General features: G+C 48.3%; 14 protein-coding genes and 1 pseudogene. 7 read left to right on the forward strand and 8 right to left on the reverse strand.

Annotated features, from left to right (window positions below; genetic code table 11):
- Positions 1-35: 35 nt before the first annotated feature.
- The 3 genes from RSC70_RS11375 to rplU all read right to left on the reverse strand — a co-directional run bounded on the left by RSC70_RS11375 (position 36) and on the right by rplU (position 1,656).
- Positions 36-977: a DMT family transporter gene (locus RSC70_RS11375; protein ID WP_332542467.1), complete on the reverse strand. Its 942-nt coding sequence runs from the start codon at positions 975-977 to the stop codon at positions 36-38.
- A 90-nt stretch (positions 978-1,067) separates the two neighbouring features.
- Positions 1,068-1,325: a 50S ribosomal protein L27 gene (rpmA, locus tag RSC70_RS11380; RefSeq protein WP_004093693.1), complete on the reverse strand. Its 258-nt coding sequence runs from the start codon at positions 1,323-1,325 to the stop codon at positions 1,068-1,070.
- A 19-nt stretch (positions 1,326-1,344) separates the two neighbouring features.
- Positions 1,345-1,656, reverse strand: a complete 312-nt coding sequence (gene rplU, locus RSC70_RS11385; protein ID WP_003025032.1) for a 50S ribosomal protein L21 — start codon at positions 1,654-1,656, stop codon at positions 1,345-1,347.
- A gap of 259 nt (positions 1,657-1,915) precedes the next feature.
- Here rplU and ispB point away from each other — a divergent pair, with 259 nt between their 5' ends.
- Together ispB and RSC70_RS11395 are read left to right on the forward strand one after the other, a co-directional pair.
- Positions 1,916-2,887 carry an octaprenyl diphosphate synthase gene (ispB, locus tag RSC70_RS11390; RefSeq protein WP_025798829.1) on the forward strand — a complete coding sequence of 324 codons (972 nt, stop codon included), beginning with the start codon at positions 1,916-1,918 and terminating at the stop codon, positions 2,885-2,887.
- 214 nt (positions 2,888-3,101) lie between these two features.
- Positions 3,102-3,362 (forward strand): annotated as a pseudogene (locus RSC70_RS11395) (helix-turn-helix domain-containing protein); the annotation flags it as partial.
- Between the two features lie 104 nt (positions 3,363-3,466).
- Here RSC70_RS11395 and mdh read toward each other — a convergent pair.
- Complete coding sequence (gene mdh / locus RSC70_RS11400; RefSeq protein ID WP_025798823.1) at positions 3,467-4,405, reverse strand: malate dehydrogenase; 939 nt, start codon at positions 4,403-4,405, stop codon at positions 3,467-3,469.
- Positions 4,406-4,873: 468 nt separating this feature from the next.
- On the opposite strand from mdh, the gene argR reads away from it, so the two are divergent.
- From argR to yhcN (RSC70_RS11415), 3 genes are all read left to right on the forward strand, one after another.
- Entirely contained in the window at positions 4,874-5,344 is a 471-nt protein-coding gene (argR, locus tag RSC70_RS11405) for a transcriptional regulator ArgR (RefSeq protein WP_004093684.1), read from the forward strand.
- A 415-nt stretch (positions 5,345-5,759) separates the two neighbouring features.
- Positions 5,760-6,023 (forward strand): peroxide/acid stress response protein YhcN, encoded by a 264-nt coding sequence (gene yhcN / locus RSC70_RS11410; RefSeq protein ID WP_025798820.1) that lies wholly within the window; start codon positions 5,760-5,762, stop codon positions 6,021-6,023.
- Between the two features lie 136 nt (positions 6,024-6,159).
- On the forward strand, positions 6,160-6,423 hold the full coding sequence (gene yhcN, locus RSC70_RS11415) for a peroxide/acid stress response protein YhcN (protein WP_025798818.1): 264 nt from the start codon (positions 6,160-6,162) through the stop codon (positions 6,421-6,423).
- A gap of 179 nt (positions 6,424-6,602) precedes the next feature.
- On the opposite strand, the gene mpl is transcribed toward yhcN (RSC70_RS11415), so the two are convergent.
- Positions 6,603-7,982, reverse strand: coding sequence for a UDP-N-acetylmuramate:L-alanyl-gamma-D-glutamyl-meso-diaminopimelate ligase (gene mpl / locus RSC70_RS11420; protein WP_282807416.1), 1,380 nt, complete (start codon positions 7,980-7,982; stop codon positions 6,603-6,605).
- A gap of 168 nt (positions 7,983-8,150) precedes the next feature.
- Between mpl and fbp the strand changes: the two genes are divergently transcribed.
- On the forward strand, positions 8,151-9,155 hold the full coding sequence (gene fbp / locus RSC70_RS11425; protein WP_025798814.1) for a class 1 fructose-bisphosphatase: 1,005 nt from the start codon (positions 8,151-8,153) through the stop codon (positions 9,153-9,155).
- 134 nt (positions 9,156-9,289) lie between these two features.
- Positions 9,290-9,820, forward strand: a complete 531-nt coding sequence (gene ppa, locus RSC70_RS11430; RefSeq protein WP_063585913.1) for an inorganic diphosphatase — start codon at positions 9,290-9,292, stop codon at positions 9,818-9,820.
- 76 nt (positions 9,821-9,896) lie between these two features.
- Here the strand turns inward: ppa and RSC70_RS11435 are convergent, their stop codons facing one another.
- Genes RSC70_RS11435 through tamA form a run of 3 tightly spaced genes read right to left on the reverse strand, consistent with a single transcriptional unit; the run spans position 9,897 to position 15,909 of the window.
- Positions 9,897-10,250, reverse strand: coding sequence for a gamma-glutamylcyclotransferase family protein (locus RSC70_RS11435; RefSeq protein ID WP_040046303.1), 354 nt, complete (start codon positions 10,248-10,250; stop codon positions 9,897-9,899).
- Entirely contained in the window at positions 10,250-14,176 is a 3,927-nt protein-coding gene (gene tamB / locus RSC70_RS11440) for an autotransporter assembly complex protein TamB (protein ID WP_332542469.1), read from the reverse strand. Before tamB ends, RSC70_RS11435 begins: the two co-directional genes overlap by 1 nt.
- Positions 14,173-15,909: an autotransporter assembly complex protein TamA gene (gene tamA / locus RSC70_RS11445; RefSeq protein ID WP_025798806.1), complete on the reverse strand. Its 1,737-nt coding sequence runs from the start codon at positions 15,907-15,909 to the stop codon at positions 14,173-14,175. Before tamA ends, tamB begins: the two co-directional genes overlap by 4 nt.
- Positions 15,910-16,010: the final 101 nt, after the last annotated feature.

Consider the following 16,010-nt stretch of genomic DNA (forward strand, 5'->3'; position numbering starts at 1 on the left):
CTTAAGCTGAGCAACCTAGCTGTGTAAGCTGTTAGCTAGTTTTGTTCGGCCCGACGCGGCCACCAACGGTGACCCACCGCGGAAAACATCGCTCCGGCTACCACCACAAATGCTCCAATATAGCCCACCGTATTAAGCGATGGGGAAAGGAACAGATCTGGCCATACCAAAGCTAACAAGTCAGAGAACATCAGGGTAAACAGCGGGGTTAACGTCACCACCGCACTGACCTGAGCTGCCTGCCAGCGCGCCATAGCTTCTGCTAGCGCGCCATAACCAATCAACGTGTTGGCACCACAAAATATGAGGCAGGCTAACTGCCAGCCATCCAGCTGAAAAATAACCGCCGGCTTCGCCAACGGAAATAAACATATCGCACATAAAGTGTACAACAGCCAAAGGATCTGTTGTGAAGCTAATCGCCGTAACAGCACTTTCTGAGCGACACCATAGCTTACCCAAACGGTCGCAGCACCAACGCCGAGAATAACGCCCAGCGTATAAGCCGTAAGTTGGGTAAATATTTCTTTCAGACTGACGTTAAAAAACAACAGCAGCCCGCTAATCAACATACATGCGCCAATCACCTGAGTGATACGCATCTTCTCTTTCAAAATCAGCACACTGGCAAACATCATCCCAACGGGAGATAGCTGGCCTATGACCTGTGATGCCGTAGGACTTAAATACTGCAACGAACTGCTGAACAGAACGAAGTTACCCAGTAAGCCGCAGGTCGCAATAATGAGCAGAACCAGCCAGCGTCGATGCTTAAAAACACGCATCGGCGGCAGTTGCTTACGTGAGTAAAGAATGAAAAACAATCCAACTGAAGCGATCAAGAAGCGATACCAGACAATGGTGTAAGGTTCCATTACCTGTAAAACCTGCTTCATTGCGATTGGCAACGCGCCCCAGAAAACCGCCGTAGTGAGAGCAAGACATATACCCACTTTGACGTTCTGATTGCTTTCCATACTCAGCATCCTTGGCCTGATTTGGCCCTAAACGTAAAAAAGCCCCGCAAGATTATTGCGGGGCCTTACATCTATTTAGACGCGAAAAACTTATTCAGCAACGATGCTGATGAACTTACGGTTTTTCGGGCCTTTAACTTCGAACTTGACTTTACCGTCAGCCAAAGCAAACAGAGTGTGGTCACGGCCGCAACCTACGTTGTTGCCAGCGTGGAATTTAGTACCACGTTGACGAACGATGATGCTACCTGCCAATACTGCTTCGCCGCCAAAGCGTTTTACGCCCAGACGTTTAGCTTCTGAATCGCGACCGTTACGAGTCGAGCCGCCAGCCTTTTTATGTGCCATTTAATCTGCTCCTCTTAACTTAAGCGCTGATGCCAGTGATTTTCACATCAGTGAACCACTGACGATGGCCCTGCTGCTTACGGTAGTGTTTACGACGACGAAACTTAACAATTTTAACTTTCTCGCCACGACCGTGAGCAACAACTTCAGCTTTGATAACGCCGCCATCAACGAAAGGAACGCCGATTTTGACTTCTTCACCGTTTGCGATCATCAGAACTTCAGCGAATTCAACAGATTCGCCAGTTGCGATGTCCAGCTTTTCCAGGCGAACGGTCTGACCTTCGCTTACTCGGTGTTGTTTACCACCACTTTGGAAAACCGCGTACATATAAACTCCGCATTTCCGCACGCATGGTTCGTTGCCCAATACGCGCTATAAATATTCACAATAGGGCGCGAATTCTACGCAAAAATCATTCAGAAGACAAGGGTAGAATCAGGAGAAAAGAAGAAAAAAAACACAGTTCTCTTCGCGCCGTTTATCTAATACGTTTTTCAAGTACAATCATACTATAGTTGGTGGCTTGTGACAGCCTGCATGCGGGCTTTCGCCTGGCGGAAAATGGAAACACAGTTGAATTAATACAATGAACCTAGAACAAATTACTGAGTTAACCGCGCAGGACATGGCGGATGTAAACGCAACAATTCTTCAGCAACTAAACTCTGAAGTTAGTCTAATCAACCAGTTAGGCTACTACATTATCAGCGGTGGAGGTAAACGGATTCGCCCGATGATCGCAGTATTGTCGGCTAGAGCATTAAATTACGAAGGGGATAAACACATCACCGTCGCGGCGTTAATTGAATTTATTCATACCGCAACGCTGCTGCACGACGATGTGGTCGATGAATCCGATATGCGACGTGGCAAAGCTACGGCAAATGCGGCTTTCGGCAATGCTGCCAGCGTTTTAGTTGGTGATTTTATCTATACCCGTTCGTTCCAGATGATGACAAGCCTACAGTCTTTGCGCGTTTTGGAGCTGATGTCCGAAGCAACTAACGTTATTGCTGAAGGTGAAGTTTTACAGTTGATGAACGTTAACGATCCGAACATCACTGAAGAAAACTACATGCGCGTTATCTACAGCAAAACGGCTCGTTTATTTGAGGCAGCAGCGCAATCTTCGGCGATCCTTGCTGGAGCCACGCACGCACAGGAAATCGCCTTGCAAGACTATGGGCGCTATCTTGGCACCGCATTCCAATTGATCGACGATCTCTTGGATTACGATGCAGACGGGAAAACACTGGGTAAAAATACCGGTGATGACCTGAATGAAGGAAAGCCGACATTGCCTCTGCTACATGCGATGAAGCATGGCTCACCTGAGCGTTCTGCGATGATCCGCAAAGCCATCGAAGAAGGCAATGGACGCCATTTGCTTGAACCTGTGCTGGAAACAATGCACGAAGTGGGTTCACTCACGTATACCCGCCAACGTGCAGAAGAAGAAGCCGATAAAGCGATTTTAGCGCTACAAGCATTGCCAGAATCAAGCTACAAAGAGGCACTGATTGGGCTCGCTAATATGGCGGTAGATAGAAAATTCTAATTTTCTTTTTTTAGAAACAAAAGGAAGAGCCGAAAGGCTCTTTTTTTTATGTAAAATCTTTATTAAACATAACAATAGAATAAATATAATGAGTTTCTTATTATTGAAATAATTGGAAATTAATTGAAATTTATAGAGTGTTTTTAGATAGTAGCAATACACGCAAACCTTATTTCTCTCCCCCTGTTTATGCGTCATTGCAAAGGAATGAATTATGGCAGAGAGTCAATGCCTAGAAGATTGGCATCATGCAGATATTATTGCTGCATTACATAAAAGAAATATTACGCTCAGTGGGTTATCAAGAGCCTCAGGGCTCTCAAGTACCACGCTATCGAATGCCTTGACTCGCCCTTGGCCAAAAGGTGAGTTAATTATTGCTCACGCCTTAGGGATACACCCTTCTGAAATATGGCCAAGTCGCTATTTTGATATCAGAACGCATCAGCTGATTGATAGACAACGACTCATGCGTCAACGCAAGCCCAATAAAATAAAACCGCCAGCAATAAAGGCCGGCGGTTTTATTCAGATTGAACAGGTAAACGGGTGTGTTGACCACCCGTATTTCATCAACAATTATTTGTTAACGAAGGTTTCGCCCAGTTCGATATCTTTATGCAGAACATCTAACATACCTTCCAGCGCTTTTTGTTCAAAGGCGCTTAAAGTACCAATAGATTTACGTTCAACAATCCCTTCTTTACCCAGCAACAATGGCTGTGCGAAGAAGCGAGCATATTTGCCATCACCTTCAACGTAGGCACATTCCACAACGTTGCTTTCGCCCTGCATAGCGCGAACCAGAGACAAGCCGAAACGTGCCGCAGCTTGGCCCATAGACAGCGTTGCTGACCCGCCACCGGCTTTAGCTTCAACAACCTCGGTACCCGCGTTTTGAATACGTTTGGTCAGATCGGCAACTTCCTGCTCAGTGAAGCTCACACCAGGGATCTGAGACAGCAGTGGCAAAATAGTCACGCCAGAGTGGCCGCCAATAACAGGCACTTCAACTTCTGCCGGATTTTTGCCTTTCAGTTCACCAACAAAAGTATTTGAACGGATAACGTCCAGAGTAGAAATACCGAACAGTTTATCTTTGTTATAAACGCCGGCTTTCTTCAGCACTTCTGCTGCGATAGCTACCGTGGTGTTCACTGGGTTAGTGATGATGCCTACACAAGCTTTAGGACACGTGCTAGCAACCTGCTCAATCAGATTACGTACGATACCGGCGTTCACATTAAACAGGTCGGAGCGATCCATACCCGGTTTACGAGCAACACCCGCAGAAATCAATACGATATCCGCGCCTTCCAAAGCAGGGCGCGCATCTTCACCGCTGAAGCCTTTGATTTTAACGGCTGTTGGGATGTGGCTGAGATCGACGGCGACACCTGGGGTGACTGGCGCAATGTCATAAAGGGAGAGTTCTGAACCTGAAGGAAGCTGAGTTTTGAGAAGAAGGGCTAAAGCCTGACCAATACCGCCGGCTGCGCCGAGAACTGCAACTTTCATTCTATACTCCTTGATTTATCTTTAATTTAAGAGTGCCGTGAATGCATTACCGCGCACCTTAGTCCATCATGTCTTAAAAAACAATCTGTTAACACAAAGATTGGGATATGACGCACTAATTCCATGTCCTACTGCAAGGTTTATAATAAAAAATAGCTTATGCATGAAAGATATAGGGCCACAGAGTAGGAATTCGTTGCGCACTTATCACAGCTCATTACCCGGCCATTACATTACACCCTTCTTTTACATCACAACAACATCATTTTAATAACAATCCATTTACGAATGCCGATGGCATAACCAAAGTTCCCGCTAACATATTCATTTTATGGGCAAGGTGGTAAAATCATCCCCTTGCCGGTTTGAACTCTATAGTGACCGACTTAACGTTTTCCGCACTTAAATTGCATAAAAATTCATTATTACGCATAATAATGTTCTCTATTTCTATTCCTACGGTGAAGAATGCGAACTCCAACAAAACAAGAAGACTTGATCAAGGCATTCAAGGCGCTACTCAAGGAAGAGAAATTTAGCTCTCAGGGTGAGATCGTGCAGGCACTGCAAGATGAAGGCTTTGAGAATATCAACCAATCCAAAGTATCTCGTATGCTGACCAAATTTGGTGCCGTCCGTACACGAAATGCCAAAATGGAGATGGTGTACTGCCTGCCAGCAGAGCTTGGCGTTCCTACTACGAGCAGCCCGTTGAAGAATCTGGTTCTCGACGTGGATTACAACGAATCCGTTGTCGTTATCCATACCAGCCCAGGCGCAGCGCAATTAATTGCACGCCTATTGGATTCATTAGGCAAATCAGAAGGGATTCTGGGAACTATCGCAGGTGACGACACAATTTTCACCACGCCTGCAAAAGGTTTCTCCGTTGAGCAGCTGCACGACGCTATTTTGTCGCTATTTGATCAAGAGCTGTAATCCTGTTCTCAGGCCTGATATCTGTCAGGCCTATGATTGCCCCCATCCGCTCTCCTTAAACTTGCCGTACTCTTTTCCGCTTAATTACACAACTCACACAGCATGATTCGCTACTTCAAATAGCATTAATGGTCAATCAGTCCTATATCTATATTCCTGCCGGTCACAAACGCTACAGACCGCACATTTTGCAACATGATGTTACTTTATTGATTTAATTAGACTTTAGTCTTAAAAGTGTGTTTTTTGCGCTGTTTTTATTCCATTTCGATCTATTCATCAAAACAATACCAAACAAATAAACCTAACAAACCATTAGCTCGCTATTAATTTTTCGAGTTACTAGGTGTACACTTGTTTTCGTGATTTGAATCACAGTTCAAAACTAAATAAAACAATATCTGAGGGATACATCATGAAAATTAAAACTACTATTGCAACTCTGGCCGTTCTTTCTTCTCTTTCTTTCGGCGCATTCGCTGCTCAGTTGGTTGATAACGCACAGGCATCAAAAATGCAGCCTGTTGGCACCATCAGCGTAAGCGGCGTAAGCGCAGCTCCTTCTGATATCAGAGCGGCTTTGTCTGCTAAAGCCGATGCACAAGGCGCAACAGCGTACCGCGTAGTTGAAGCCCGTAACGAAGGCTCATTCCACGCAACTGCTGAAATCTACAAATAAAATACGGATTCACCTGCTCAACGGGGCACACACTCCGTGAATGAATCGCTAAAGTTAAACCGCAGTGACCAAAAGAATATCGTCATTGAATCTAAGATCGAAGTACTGCGGCAGAATGAAAAATAGGAAAATAATCATGAAAATCAAAACTACCGTTGCTGCTTTAAGTCTTCTCTCTATGGTTTCTTTTGGTGCTTTTGCTGCACAGTCCATCAGCGCACAGCAGGCTTCCTCTATGCAATCTATCGGCACCATAACCATCAGTGGTATCGATGGTTCGCCTTCAGATATCAAAGCACAGCTGTCCGATAAAGCTGATGCCAAAGGCGCTACCGCATTCCATATCGTTGAAGCTCATTTGGATGGCAACTACCACGCCACCGCTGAGATTTACCGTTAATTATTAAGATGTTTCATCATAAGGCTGGCGCTTCCTGTGTCTAACCCGATTCAGCCAGCTAACACTCTCGTCTAACCCGACGAACCCCATTGCCTCCGCTTGCGGAGGCTTTTTTTTATCAAATATCAGGCACAAAAAAGCCGTGGACTAAGCCACGGCTGATTCATTAGCGCGGCAACTTACTGTTGCTCAGCAATCTCTTGCTTGTGCTCAAGTGCTTTCAACAATTTGCTATGGATCCCTTCAAAGCCACCGTTGCTCATCACCAAAATATAATCGCCAGACTGCGCTGTTTTAGCGATCATATCTACCAGAACATCAACGTCGGCGCTCCAGTGAGCCGGCTGAACACAGGCCTCTGCAACTTCAGTGACCAGCCACGGAATGTGATGTGGCTGGAATAAGAAAACTTCATCTGCTCGGCCAAGCGCAGGAGCCAAATCATTCTTAGATACGCCCATTTTCATAGTATTCGAGCGCGGCTCAAGCACGGCAAGAATGCGTGCGGTTCCACCGACTTTACTGCGTAAAGCCGCAAGCGTTGCCAAAATAGCCGTAGGATGGTGTGCAAAATCATCGTAAACCTTCACGCCAAAGGCTTCGCCACGAAGCTCTAAACGACGACGGGCATTGATAAAGCTTCCCAAGGCACGGCAAGCATCGGCAGGCAACACGCCAACATGACGGGCAGCGGCAATCGCCATCAAGCCGTTATGCATATTGTGCTCACCCACTAAGCCCCAGTTAACCTCTCCCACGACTTCACCATCCAGCAAAACTTCGTAATGGCTAGCATCTGGATTGAGTTTACGCGCGTTCCACGTTCCCTCTTCACCACTAAGCTCTTGCTCACTCCAGCAACCCATCCCCATAACCTGTTTCAGATTGGCATCGTTGCCCGGCAAAATAATACGGCCTTTGCCCGGCACCAAACGAACTAGATGATGGAACTGTTTCTGGATTGCTTTTAGATCGTCGAAAATATCCGCATGATCAAACTCAAGATTATTGAGGATCAACGTACGCGGGCAGTAGTGCACGAACTTGGATCGTTTATCAAAGAAGGCACAATCGTACTCATCGGCTTCGATCACAAAGAATGGGCTGTTACCCATACGGGCGGAAACGTCAAAGTTTCCAGGAACGCCACCAATCACAAAGCCCGGCTCATAGCCGCACTCTTCCAAGATCCAAGTGACCATCCCTGCCGTTGTGGTTTTGCCATGGGTACCTGCAACCGCAATCACCCAACGATGGCGCAGAACTTCATCATGCAGCCACTGTGGACCAGAAACGTATGGGATCCCCTGCTCCAGAATAACTTCCACACAAGGGTTGCCACGCGTCATTGCGTTGCCAATGATCACCAAATCAGGTGCAGGATCTAAATGGGAAGGATCATAACCTTCCATCAATGTGATCCCTTCTTTTTCAAGCAGCGTGCTCATCGGCGGATAAACATTGGCATCAGAACCCGTCACTTCATGTCCTAACGTCCGAGCCAGCAAAGCAAGGCCGCCCATAAATGTGCCGCAGATTCCAAGAATATGAATGCGCATATCGTTTCCAGTTGATTACATCGAGTCAGTTCACATTCTAACGCTGTGAACGGCTTAGGCGAAATGGAATTACCTAGGAATCACTTTATACATTGGCTAGAATAGCTGCGAAAACGTTGGCGGTTTGTAAATAAATCGCTACTCCTTCGCAGAATCAGGGAATGTGTCATGAAAACTTTAGGCGAGTTTATCGTCGAAAAGCAGCAAGATTTTCCACACGCTACTGGCGAACTAACCGCTCTCCTCTCCGCAATTAAACTGGGTGCCAAAATTATCCACCGCGATATCAACAAAGCGGGCTTGGTGGATATTCTCGGTGCAAGTGGTGCGGAAAACGTGCAGGGTGAGGTTCAGATGAAACTGGATCTCTATGCCAATGAAAAACTCAAAGCCGCCTTAAAAGCGCGTGGAGAGGTGGCGGGTATCGCATCGGAAGAAGAAGACGATATTGTTATCTTTGAGGGCGACCGCGCCAACAACGGTAAATATGTCGTTTTAATGGATCCGTTAGACGGTTCTTCCAACATCGACGTTAACGTGTCGGTCGGTACGATTTTCTCTATCTATCGCCGCATCACGCCAATTGGGCAGCCGGTTACCGAAGAAGATTTCCTGCAGCCGGGAAATTGTCAGGTTGCCGCTGGTTATGTGGTTTATGGCTCTTCAACGATGCTGGTATACACCACCGGCAACGGGGTTCACGCCTTTACCTATGACCCATCGCTGGGCGTATTCTGCCTGTCACATGAACGCGTGCGTTTCCCTGAAAAAGGCAATATGTACTCCATCAACGAAGGGAACTACATCAAATTCCCTCTCGGCGTGAAGAAATACATTAAGTATTGCCAAGAGCAAGACGAAGCGACTCATCGCCCTTATACCTCACGCTATATTGGTTCTTTGGTTGCCGATTTCCATCGCAACCTGCTCAAAGGCGGTATTTACATCTACCCAAGCACCGCAAGCCATCCTTCTGGCAAGCTGCGTTTGCTGTATGAATGCAACCCTATGGCATTCTTAGCAGAACAAGCGGGCGGTAAAGCGACCGACGGTTTCCGTCGTATTCTGGATATCGCACCGGAAAAACTGCATCAGCGTGCACCGTTCTTCGTCGGTACCAGTTCTATGGTAGAAGACGCTGAACGCTTCATGAGCGATTTCCCAGACGCATAATCCTGCCTACCGATACATTTCAAACGCAAGGCCACGCGCCGAACGCTTGAAAGATGTCGGGTAGACTGTTCATTTGTGGAGTGACCGCTATAATAGCCGTCACTCCATTTCTGGTTTGATTAAAGGAAACCGACATGAGCTTGATTAACGTCCCTGCTGGCAAAGACATGCCAGAAGATATCTACGTAGTTATCGAAATCCCAGCTAACGCTGATCCAATTAAATATGAAGTAGACAAAGAAACAGGCTGCCTGTTCGTAGACCGTTTCATGTCTACCGCTATGTTCTACCCATGCAACTACGGCTACATCAACCACACTCTGTCTCTAGACGGTGATCCGGTTGACGTTCTGGTCCCAACTCCGTACCCACTGCAGCCAGGTTCAGTCATTCGTTGCCGCCCAGTTGGCGTGCTGAAAATGACTGACGAAGCCGGTGAAGATGCGAAACTGGTTGCTGTTCCACACAGCAAAATGACTAAAGAATACGATCACATCAAAGATGTGAACGATCTGCCTGAACTGCTGCGTGCCCAAATCTCCCACTTCTTTGAACACTACAAAGATCTGGAAAAAGGCAAGTGGGTTAAAGTTGAAGGTTGGGACAACGCTGAAGCGGCTAAAGCTGAAATCGTTGCCTCTTTCGAGCGCGCTAAAAACAAATAATTGTTTTCACGTGCACGAAAAAAAACACCGCCATTGGCGGTGTTTTTTTATGTTTTACTGTCAGACAAGCAGCGTGTTATTCGCTACATTCCTGATCGCGCTTCAACCAGTCGCCGCATTTGATACGTGGCAAACTGTCTACCGAGTACAGATAGATATATATCCACGCACTGCCAAATGGCGTTTGAATCAGCTCTCTACGATAATCCTTGCTGTTGCTTTTCAGCTCATCCAGCTCGGCTAAAATGGAAGAGTTAATGCGATAGACTTCGCAAAACACCTTTCCATCGCCCGGAACTACCGCCGGAAAATGGCCGAGATCGTACATCTCATACCCTTCGAGCTCACATTCACCCAGCAACATGGCGTTAGTCATCCAATGACTATTGCCCTGCTTACGACGTAGACTTCCATATACAATAATTCGCATCACTCAAACTCAAACTGATAGAGCAAATCGAGTGCCTGATCGAGTCCAGACACCGCTTCCAGATATAATTTTGGCATTAGACGATAGCGTAACGTTAGCGTCGCCAACGAATCAAATATCCCAACACCATATTTTACCTGTAATCCTGGTAGTACATAACCACTCACAACAACCTGTGAGCTGTCTCCAACGCCCTGAGCGTCCAGAGATAAATTACTCACGCCAAAGGTTTCGCCGATTTTACCCACCAGCTTACCACTTTGCGCCACACCCATGCCGATCAGCATTGATGTCATGGCATTACTGTCCGTTCCCGAACTTTCTAATCCTTGCCCACGCAGCAAATAAGACAGCGCCATCTGCTGTGACATGGCAGGATCTGAGAATACTTCTAGTTTCGGCTGATCAGCAAGTCCTGTTACACGTACCCCTGCAGTTACGTCATCTTCCGTGGCGTCAGGATTACGAATTGCCTCGATATTCAGCAATGGCTGCTCTGGTGGCCCAGAGAAGATCAGTTCACCTTTGCGGATCAACAAATCTTGCCCATACGCGGCAAAACGACCTTCAGGAATATTCACCTGACCATTCAGGCCCAGACCATGTTCGTCTTGAACCATCTTCAGATCGCCCTGCAATTTCGCTTTCAGACCGAAAGCATCCAAACGAACATTAGGGCCAATATGAATATTCAAATTGCTGTTAATCGGAATCGACGCCGATGGTGGCGTTATCGGCTGGCGCTGGTTGTTCAGCATTACCTCATCCGACGATACCGACACCGCGCTTTCTGGCAGCTCTTGTACCGTAATTCGCGCCCAAGGAATACCCACCGAGCCGTTTAAAGCAAACATCTTCGGCGTCGCTTCAAACACAATATCCGGTGACACATCCAAACGCACCATCGGCGGAACAGTTACGCGAACGCGATCTCCTTTCACTGCAATCTGCGCACGCCATGCATCAATCACACGCCAATCCGCATTACCCGTCAGATTAAGTTGCCCACGCGAGGTTTTGATCACCCCTTGCAGCGCCGAACTCATCCCCGCAAAGTTAACCGCCAGATTGCCTTCCGTGATATCAAACGGCATAAACTGCCCATCGATATCGACTTTATCCAGCGCCATACGTCCGAAAATCTGCGGCTGCTGGGCGTTACCACCTAAGCGTAAAGCGGCGTTCAGCATCCCTTGCGCTTTTTCTCCAGACATCAGCGCAGGGTTCAACATCGCCAGCGAGATGCTTTTGATATTCACGTTACCCGACAGATTTCTGCGTCCTTGAGGATCGGCAATCTGAACGTTTCCCTCGAGCTGACCATTACCCGCAATTTTTATCAGCCAATCCAGCTGAGCACGACCGTGATTAAGCGCTGCGTTCAGGTTCAGCGTGTCAAAAGCAATAGGCAGTTGGTTCCCTTGAACGGCCTGTTGCACCTTAACCCCTTTACCAATAAGCGAAACTTTCGCCTCTGGCAACGCCTGACCTTCCTTCCAGCTTACGTCCGCGCGCCCGGTGAATACCCCATTCAATGCGGTATCTGGCCCTAAGAACGGTTTAATCATGGCTAAATCGAAACGGTTTAATACCACGCTAGCATTACCGCTCGCACCTGCTTCAATCGTTTTAGGAACACAAACCTCAGCGTTCGGGTTTAACCAGCAATGCGGGCCAACGCTGATTTTTTGCTGCTGGTTAAGATAATCGAGCGCAATTGGTCGGGTTAAGCGCCATTCGCCAACCGGAGTATCAAAGCGCGTATCGTTTAAGGTTCCCTGCCAACGCTCAGTAGTGCGATCAAAACTGCCCTTCAGCGCCAACTGACCAGAAAGCGGAGCGCCATTGATTTTCAGCTGCAGCTGGTGTTGTTTCTCACTGCCTTTAGCATCTAGCGTTAACAGGCTTATCAGGAAATCATCCTGTTTCAGTTGCTCAACGCGCGCATTCAGATTGCCTTCAATCTGCTCGCCAGAACGAATATCGCCGTCCAGCTTCACTCGATTGATGGTTAACGTCTGCCACTGCAAACCAGACGCCGTGAGATCGGCCAATACCTGCGGCGCCTTAAGATCGCCACGCAGTTTCAACGTGCCTTTCGCCGTACCCGCTAACCCCGGCAAATTGCCATCAAGGCGAGGCGCATCAATAACGGCATCCAGCGCCCACTTATCAGACAGCTCGCCGGTGATATCAATTTTGTTGCGGCCTAGGCCAATGTGCATCTGTGGAATTTTCCACTGACCAGCCTGATTTCCGGTCAGATTTCCACGAACATCGACCTGATTTTGCTTCACGTTACCATCAAGCTGAAGCACCGGAACGCGTAGCTGCCAATTTCCACCGTATAAACTGCCCTGCGTCTCAATATTGCCGTTCAGTTTAGCCGGCCATTCAGGCCACTGTTTCGCCGTATTGATACCATCAAGCGTGAGCTTACTCTTCCAGCTAATCGCTTTGCTCCAGTCTACTAAGGCTGAAAGATCGGTATTCCCCTGCAAAGCAGCGACACGCAGACGAGTTAAATTAAATTGCTGATCCGTCCCTTTACCATCAAGGGTAATTTTAGCCGCCGGAATTTCATTACCGCTAACATCGGTTCGCAATGACAGCGCGTAAGCTTTACCGCTGCCGTTTAAGCGCAGACGAATATTTTTAGCCTGATACTCAGGTGTCCCCGCTAAAGGCCACTGTACGCCAGGGCTTTCCAGCGTCACCGCCAACGGTAAGCCCGCCGTGGCTAACTGCGTTTCTGCCGCTAACGTGGCTTTTAACGGACCAGATAAATTAGCATCCAGCGTTAATACATCACGCAGATCGCCTTTGATACCCAGCTTGAGTTTTTCGCCTTTAACCGGATCGACGTTCAAATCTGCGTTTAGACGGAAATCCATCGGCCACCGATCACTCAACGTCGCCTGACCATGCATGGATACGTTACCCTGCGGCGAACGAACCTCCAGCGTATGCAAACGCAGCGCGCTATCTTTAGTCACCGCCCTCACCAGCAACGAATTCACCACGATATCGCTATCGCCGGTGATACGTAATTGCTCACCAGAAATCCGCTTAACGGTCAGATCCAACGGCAAACGCAGTTCTGGCAAATCAGGCAGCAATGGTTTAGCAAACAGCTCTGCCAACACTTCGCCTAATGGCTTCTCAATCGCTGTTTTTTCCGCCTCAGACTGTGCATCTTTCTGAGCTTTGGCCTTTGCCTGCTCAGGCTTGGCAACCTGCTTCACCACATGCTCCGCGGCATCGGAAGCGGCCTGCTTGGCGCTGTCGGCGGCGGCATCCATGGCCGCCTGAGTCACTGGCTTATCTTTAACAGCCACCGCAACTACCTGATCTTGAACCGGCGTTGCAGGCGTTTTCGGCAATGCCACCAACAGAGACTTAATGTTGGTTGGCAACAACGTTAAACCGCGATCTCGCCATTCAGCGCCGGTGCGAAATTCTTCCAAAGAAATAGCGGTGTCATCGACCGTGACGTGAACGTTATTGATACGCAGCAAACGGATGGCCACGGGATAAGGCGCTTTCAGTTCGGTCAACGGTTCACTGGTGGTTTCTGGTGCAGGCTCAGAAGGCGCCAACTCTTGCGTGTTAATCGCAACGTCAATCTGATTGGCCGTTAGGGCATTTAGGCACAGCTCGCTTCTTTTCAAGCAGCCGATATCAACCGCCAGATGAAACTCACCGGCTTTTACTTTCACGCCGGGCATTTGGTAGGAAACGCCGGTTAACGTTAGATTACGCCACCCGCCGGTGACGCCCGCGATATCAAGCCCAGGCACCCAACGCGCCGCGCTGTTGATAACAAAATGAAGCCCCGGCGTACTGATCACGGTGCCAATCAGGCCAACCACCAGCAATACGAGCACCAGCAAAAAGATCAGGCTGAATTTGATTACACGTCTCATAGTTCAGGCCCCAATCCGATGTAAAACTGCAAATCATGGTTATCTTTATCACCAACCGGTACCGCAAAATCGAGCTTGATTGGCCCAACCGGTGATTCCCAGCGCACGCCAACACCGGCGCCGGTATAAAAATTACTGCGTTTGATATCGTTCACCGCTTCACCAGAGTCAACAAAGGTGGCACCCCACCACTTTCCAGTGACGTTATATTGATATTCCAATGAACCCGTAGCGAGTTTGGAAGCACCGGTTAACTTGCCTGAGCTATCTTCCGGTGAAATAGATTTGTATTTATATCCGCGAATACTGCGGTCACCACCGGCGAAGAAACGCAGGTTTGGCGGCACTTTTTCGAAGTTATTGGTTTCAATCCATCCCACGTTACCGCGAACCACAAAGCGGTGTTTTTCGGCTAACGTCCGGATCCACACTTGCTGAGCCTGCACAACGGCGAAGTCAACATCAGAGCCCCAGGTGGTATCGGATACATCAAATGAATAACGCTGGCTGTCGCCCCATACCGGCATGAGCCCGCCGCGAGAGCGGGTGCGGTTCAGCATAATCCCCGGATACAACAGCATGGTGTCGTTCGACACTTCGCCCTGCGTAAAGTGGTTAAGACTCCAACGCAGGTTAACTGAACGCTGCCAGCCACTCGACAGATCCCAATATCTCGCCACGTTCAGCGTGGTGGTATCTTCTTCGGTATCATTGAGATCGGTACGCTTGAAACCGCCCTGCAATAGGTAATATTGCTCAATCGGGTTCTTTAGCAGAGGAATTTTATAGCTGAAATCTGCGGTTTGTTCTGGTGCCGAAAGGTTGAGCGAGGTTTCGAAACTATGCCCATACGAGTTAACCCAAGGACGCTTCCACGTAGCCTGCACGCGCGGCCCCACGTCGGTGGCATAGCCGCCGCCGAGCTCAACGGTATTACGCACTTTAGGAGAAACGACGGCGTCTAACGGCAGCTCTTTATCGGCGGTTGCCTGTTTAAAATCAGGCGATACCACCACCGAGTTGAACCAGTTAGTGGCTGACAAACGGCGGCTGAATTCAGCCAACTGCTCAGAGGTGTAATATTCCCCCTGTTTGAAAGGCACCAAGTGCTGCAAATACTCTTCTCGGATCTGCGAACCTTCAAACGTCACGTCGCCAAAGCGATAGCGTTTGCCGCTATCGAAATCGATATCCCAAAATGCTTTGCGCTCATCCTCGATAACGCCAAGCTGATGCACCGGCATCGTGGCGTCGAAGTAGCCTCTACGCACCGCAATAGAGGTCAGGGAATTCTTGAAACTATCGTACGTACCGTGATTAAGCACGGTGCCAATTTTAGGCTCACCGGTTTTCAGCAGATCTTTATAAGCAGAGTCGTCTTTAGCCTGCCCTAAAATTTTCACGTCCACGCCAGCAATCAGCACGGGTTCACCGGCCTTCACTTTCGCAATCAGCAAAGGTCTCTCAGGCGGTTTCTTATCCTGATAATCAAATTCGATGGTTGGCTGATAATAGCCGAGCGCTTTCAGCCCCCGTCGAATGGATTCATCAACTCGGGCGCGAAAACGGCCATCATTGCTGACTTCATCATTTTCGATGGTGGAAAGACTGGCTCGTACGTTCTGTTCGAGCGACCCGCTTAAACCTTCAACTTTTAAGCGAACTTGCGCTGCATTGGCCAATGGGGATGCCAAAAAGAGGCATATAAAGCCAAAGAGACGAAATCGTGGCACGCGAACTCCTGAAGTTTACCCTACCTGTAAAACATTCCGTCTGTCAGGGGGAACTGCTATCCGACGGAATTCAAAAATGTGCATGAGCACCAGTTTGCAAT

The sequence above is a fragment of the Hafnia sp. genome, from assembly GCF_036648275.1.
GTDB classification, from domain to species: Bacteria; Pseudomonadota; Gammaproteobacteria; order Enterobacterales; family Enterobacteriaceae; genus Hafnia; species Hafnia alvei.